Below are 6,152 nucleotides of genomic sequence, written 5' to 3' on the forward strand. Positions count from 1 at the left end.
CGACGCTCTTCCGATCTGCTCTCGGCGGCCCGGGCCAGTACGTCGTCCAGGTCGGGGAGGCCGGCGGCGGCGACCTCGTGCGGCTCGGGGCCCGCCGGGGCGGGGTCGCGGTGGATCACCACGTCGTAGCGGTAGCGGCTCATCTCGGTGTCGGCGGTGCCCTGTTTGAGGAGGAGTTCCACCGGGCCGGTGCCGAGGCGGTGGCCGAGGTCGGCGAAGTACGCGGGGTGGAGGGCGAGTTCGTCGTCCTGCACGAGCTGGCGGGCCAGTTCGCCACGCAGTCGTGCCGGTTCCGGACCGCCCTGGGCGGCGGGGTCGGTCCGGCTGAGCAGGACCGAGGCGTGGAACGCCTCCTGCAGAGCCTGTTGGCGTACGTCGCCGACGAACAGGAAGCCACCGGGCGCGACCTTGCCGAGGGCGCCGGTCAGCACCCGCTCGGCGTACCCGGCGCTGGGGAAGTACTGGAGGACCGAGTTGATCACGACCACGTCGAAGTCGCCCTCGGGCAGGCCGCTGAGGTCGTGCGCGAAGCGGTTGAGCAGCGTGACCGGGGCGTCCTCGGGCAGGTGGCCGCGGATGTGGTTGAGGGCGGATTCGGAGAAGTCCGTGGCCACGTACTTCTTTACGCCGTCGAGGAGTTCGAACAGCAGCAGGCCGGTGCCGCAGCCGATCTCCAGGACGCGCCGGGGGTTGAGGGTGCGGATCCGGTCGACGGTGTCGGTGACCCAGGCCCGCATCTGTTCCTCGGGCAGCCTGCGGCCGGTGTAGCTGCTGTTCCAGCCGGCCGCGTGGAAGCGGTCGGGCGCGGCGGTGCCGCCGTAGATCTCGTCGTAGACGGAGCGCCAGGTGTCTGCCTTGCGGTGCTCGTCCTGCTCGGTGGTGTCGGCGAGGGCGGATTCGGCGGCGGGGACGAGGTAGGCGGCGAGTGTGTTGGTGCCGTCGCGGCCGGCGCGCGCGACGACCGCCGCGCGGGCCACGGCGGGGTGCTCGACGAGGACCTTCTCGACCTCTCCGGGCTCGACGCGGTGACCGCGGATCTTCACCTGGGTGTCGACCCGGCCGAGGAACTCCAGACCGCCGGCGGGCAGCCAGCGGCCGAGGTCCCCGGTGCGGTAGAGGCGGGCGCCGGGTGCGGATTCGAAGGGGTCGGGCACGAAGCGGTCCGCCGTCTGCCGGGGGCGGTTGAGGTAGCCGCGGGCCAGGCCCTCGCCGCCGACGTAGATCTCACCGGGCATGCCGACGGGCAGCGGGTTGAGTTCCTCGTCCAGGACGTAGGTCGTGGTGTTGACGATCGGGAGGCCCAGCGGGATGTTCCGCTTGCTCTCCGGGAAGTCGCGCGGGATCGGGTAGTAGTGCGTGAAGGTGGTGCACTCGGTCGGTCCGTAGCCGTTGAACACGGCGGTGTCGGGGAGGGCCGCGAGGGCCCGGCGGATGTGCGGGACCGAGGGACGCTCGCCGCAGACGATCAGCTGGTCGAGACCGGCGAGGCCGCTGACGTCCTGGTCGACGACGGTGTTGAAGAGGGTCGCGGTGAGGATGACGGTCCGTACGCCCTGGTCGGTGACGGCGCGCCGGATGTCCTCGGCCGTGGGGACGCCGCCTTCCCACATGACCAGCCGGCCGCCGTGCAGCAGCGGTCCCCAGATCTCGAACATCGCCACGTCGAAGGCGATGGAGGCGAGTTGGAGGGTGACGATGTCCTCGTCCACGGTGAGGTCGCGACAGCCGTGCAGCAGCCGGACGATGTTCTCGTGGAGGATTCCGGCGCCCTTGGGCACGCCGGTGGAGCCGGAGGTGTAGTCGATGATGGCGAGGCTGAGCGGGCCGCCGACCGGGGGCAGGTTCCCGGCCGGCAGGTCGGCCCACCGGGCCAAGTCCTCGTCGAGGGCTACGAGTTGTGCACCCGTGCGGGACAGGAGTCGCAGGTGGTCTCCGCTGCCGATGACCACCTGGGTGCCGGCGTCCTCCATCATGAAGGTGAGCCGCTGCTCGGGATAGGCGGTGTCGAGCGGCAGGCAGTACCCGCCGGTCTTGAGGATGGCGAGCAGGCCGACGATCATGTCGGTCGAGCGCGGGCAGTGCAGGCCGACCGGTGTCTCCTGGCCGACGCCGAGAGCGGTCAGGTGGCGGGCGAGGCGGTTGGCGCGTTCGTTGAGCTCGCGGAAGGTGAGCCGCTCGGCGTGGGTGACCACGGCGACGGCGTCGGGGACGCGCTCCGCCTGGGCCTCGAAGAGCGCGGTGAGGGTGGCGCCCTGCGGCAGCGGGTACGCGGTGTCATTGGGCTCGACCACGGTCCGCCGGAAGTCGTCGGGTTCCAGCGGCAACAGCTGCGACAGCGGCCGGTCGGGGTCCTGGACCGCCTGGGTGAGCACCTTGAGGTACTGGCGGCACAGCGCCTCGATCGTGCCCTCGTCGAAGAGGTCGGTGGCGTAGGTGAGGACGCCCGTCATGCCCTCGTCGTCGTCCTCGTAGAAGTTGCACTCGATGTCGAAGCGGGTCGTGCCGCTGTCGAAGGAGAGGATGTCCATCTCCACGGCGCCGAGCGTGGAATGGCGCGGCGGGAGCTGCTGGACGGCGAACGTCGCCTGGAACAGCGGGTTGTAGGCGAGGTCGCGGGTGGGCTGGAGGATCTCGACCAGCCGCTCGAAGGAGATGTCCTGGTGGTCGTAGGCGCCGAGGGCGGCGTCGCGGGTGCGGCCGAGGAGTTCCCGGAAGCTGGGGTCGCCGTCGAGGGCGACCCGCATGAGGACGCTGTTGAGCAGGAAGCCGACGACGCTCTCGAACTCGTGCCGGTTGCGGTTGGCGACGGGCGTGCCGACCACGATGTCGTTCTGCCTCGTGTAGCGGTGCAGGATCACGTCGAACGCGGCGAGGAGCACCATGAACACCGAGGCGTTCTCGGACTGGCCGAGTTCGCCGAGCCGGGCGAGGAGTTCCGCCGGGACGTCGATGTGCCTGCTGCCGCCGCGGAAGGTGGGCAGTGCGGGCCGGACGTGGTCGCTGAACAGGTCGAGGACGGGGGTGTCGGTGAGCCGATCCCGCCAGTAGGCGATCTGCGCCTCGGCCTCCGGGCTGTCGCGCCACTGTTCCTGCCAGACCGCGAGGTCGCCGAACTGCAGCGGTACGGGCGGGAGTTCCATCGGTTCCGAGCGGGTGCCGGCCTCGTACAGCGCGGACAGCTCGCGCAGGAAGACGCCGCGCGACCAGCTGTCGAAGACGATGTGGTGCACGGCCACCAGCAGGGCGTGCTCGCCGGGGGCGCGGCGCAGGAGGCGGGCGCGGATCAGCGGTCCGCGGGCGAGGTCGAAGGGGGTGGCGGCGAGGTCGATGGCGCCCTGGTGCAGGTGTGCCTCCCACTCGGCGGCGGGCACGTCGGTCTGCTCGGGGACGAGCGGCACGGTGAGTTCGGGGCGGATCACCTGCGTGAGCCCGTCGTCGGTGGCCTCGAAGACCGTGCGCAGTGCCTCGTGGCGGCGGATCACCTCGTTGAAGGCGCGCTCCAGGACGACGGTGTCGAGGTCACCGGTGAGACGGAAGCCGGCGGGCATGTTGTGGAACGGGATGTCGTGGTGCAGCTGCTCCAGGAACCACAGCCGGCGCTGCGCGGCCGAGGCGGGGGTGACGGCGCCGGGTCCGCGCGGGACTACGGCGACGGTCTCGCGGCCGGTCGCGTCCGGGGCCGTGAGGGTGGCGGCGAGGCGGGCCACGGTGGGGGTATCGAAGAGGGCGCGCAGCGGGATCTCGGTGTCGAACCGCTCGCGCAGCCGGGAGGCGATCTGTGTGGCGATCAGGGAGTGGCCGCCCAGGTCGAGGAAGCTGTCGTCGATGCCGATCCGCTCCACGCCGAGGACCTCGGCGAAGACCTCGCAGACGGCGGCCTCGGTGTCGTTTCGGGGGGCGCGGTACTCCCCGCCGGTGTGGGCGGGCGCCAGCATCCGGGGGGCCTGTCCGGCGGGGACGCGGGCCAGCAGTGCGGCGACGTCGCCGTCCACGAGGTCGGTGAAGTTCTCCAGGACGTCGACGAGATGGTCCAGGACGCGGGTGACGTCCTCGCCGATCAGGCGCCGGCTGTCGTAGACGGCGCGCAGGGCGAGGCCGTCGCCGGGTATGACGAGCAGGCTCAGCGGGATCCCGGAGCGGGCGGCCACGAAGTCGAGGTCCTCGGGGTCGATGCGGAAGCCGTCGGCGGTGACGCCGGCGGGGTCGACCGGGTAGTTCTCGAAGGTGAGCGCGGTGTGGAAGAGCGGCTGGGATCCGGCCCGGCCGAGCCACTGGTGGATCTGGCCAGGGGCGCAGTGCTCGTGGGGCTGGGCGGTGACGGTGGACTCCTGGATGCCGCGCAGCCAGGCGGCGACCGGCAGTTCGCCGCTCACGGGCACCCGCAGCGGCAGCAGGCCGGCGAACGGTCCGACCATGGTGCCCACGCCGGGCAGCTCGGGCGGGCGGCCGGAGACGGTGACGCCGAAGACCACGTCGTCGCTGCCGCTGTAGGCGGCCAGCAGCGTGGCCCAGGCTCCCTCGATGACGGCGCCGACGGTGACCCGGTGCTTGGCCGCCAGCTTCTGCAGCAGGCCGAACTTCTCGGCGGACACGGCGTGGGACCGCTCTCCGTACCGTTCCTCCGGTGCCGTCCCGGTCTCGGGGGCCGTGCGGTGGGGGCCCAGGGCGGTGGGGGCGCCGAAGCCTTCGAGCGCGCGGGTCCAGAACGCGCGGGACTCGTCCTCGGGACGGCGGCGCACGTAGGACACGTAGTCGCGGTAGGAGGGGGCGGGGCCCGGGTCGGCGCCCGTGTCGTAGGCGGCGAGGACCTGTTGGACGACGACCGGCATGCACCAGCCATCGGTGACGAGGTGGTGCACCGTCCACAGCATCCGGGTCCGGTCCTCGGCGAGGCGGACCAGGGTGACCCGGGTGAGCGGCGGGCGGGTGAGGTCGAAGCCGCGGGCGCGGTCGGTGGCGAGCAGGTTGTCGAGGGCCTGGGTCTGCCGGTCCTCGGGCAGGGTGCGCCAGTCGAGTTCCTCGAAGGACAGGCTCGGGTCGGCGATCACCACCTGGACGGGGTCGGCGCGCCCGGCGAGGACGAAGGCGGTGCGCAGGGCGGCGTTGCGGCGGACGGTGGTACGCCAGGCCTCCTCCAGGCGTCGGGGGTCGACCTTGCCGTGCAGGCTGAACACGAACTGGTCGATGTACTCCCCCTCGCCGGTGGCCGCCATGGCGCCGGCGAACATTCCGCGCTGCTGCGGAGCCAAGGGGTACATTGCCTCGACTTGCGGCATGGGTGCTCCTCCTGAGGGCTGCTGAGGGTTTCCCGGCGGTTCTTCCGGGACGTTCCGTACGGGTGGTGGGGTGGGGTGCGGTGTCCCGCGGAGGTCAGTCGACCGTCCCCAACTGGCCGAGGACGTCGTCGAGTTCGCCGGCGGTGAGATCCACGTCGGGGAAGTCCGACGGGGAGTGGTACGACGCGCGGGCGGCGGCGGTGTCCGGGTCGAGCAGGATGCGCAGCGCGCCGACGAAGGCGGCGGCCAGGGCGCTGACGTCCTCGTGCGTGTGCCGGTCGTGGCTGTACTTGAAGTCCATCCGCAGCCGGTCGCCGACGACGAAGGCGTCCAGCCGCAGCAGGTGCGGGCGGCGGCCGGCGGGGCTGCGCTCGGGCCCCATGTCGAGGCCGGAGACGGAGAAGAGCTCGCTCGCGGAGACGAACTGGTCGAACTGGCCGAGGTAGTTGAGCCGGACCGGCGGGACGGGCAGGGCGCGCAGCGCGTCGGCCGCGGCCGGGTTGAGGTGCAGCAGGGACAGGAAGTCCAGGCCGCGGTCCGGGACGGCGCGCAGCTGGTCCTTGATCCGCAGCAGGGCGGTGCCGGCGCCCTCGTCGCCGGGGGTGAGCAGGACCGGGCACGCGATGGTGAACCAGCCCGCGGTGCGGGAGACGTCGACGCCGTCGAAGACCTCCTCGCGGCCGTGGTTCTCCATGTCGACCAGGACCTCCGGCCGGCCGGTCCACTCCCGCCAGGCGAGCGCGAGCGCGGTGAACATGGCCTCCGGCACGCGGGCGCGGTAGATCCGCGGCACCTCCCGCAGCAGGGCGGTGGTCTCCTCGGCGGTGAGGTGCTCGGTGACGGTCCGCTCCGAGCCCGCGGTGCCGGTGGGTCCGG

The 6,152-nt window shown here is 72.2% G+C and carries 2 protein-coding genes; both read right to left on the reverse strand.

The window, feature by feature from the left end; translation table 11 throughout:
- Positions 1–5,276 (reverse strand): non-ribosomal peptide synthetase (locus R6V09_RS43360; protein ID WP_317886983.1); only part of this gene is annotated, 5,276 nt, incomplete at its 3' end.
- Positions 5,277–5,370: 94 nt separating this feature from the next.
- Positions 5,371–6,152, reverse strand: a 782-nt coding sequence (locus R6V09_RS43365) for a condensation domain-containing protein (protein WP_317886984.1), incomplete at its 5' end; no start/stop codon positions are given.

The organism is Streptomyces sp. W16 (assembly GCF_033194735.1).
In the GTDB taxonomy this organism is placed as follows: Bacteria; Actinomycetota; Actinomycetes; order Streptomycetales; family Streptomycetaceae; genus Streptomyces.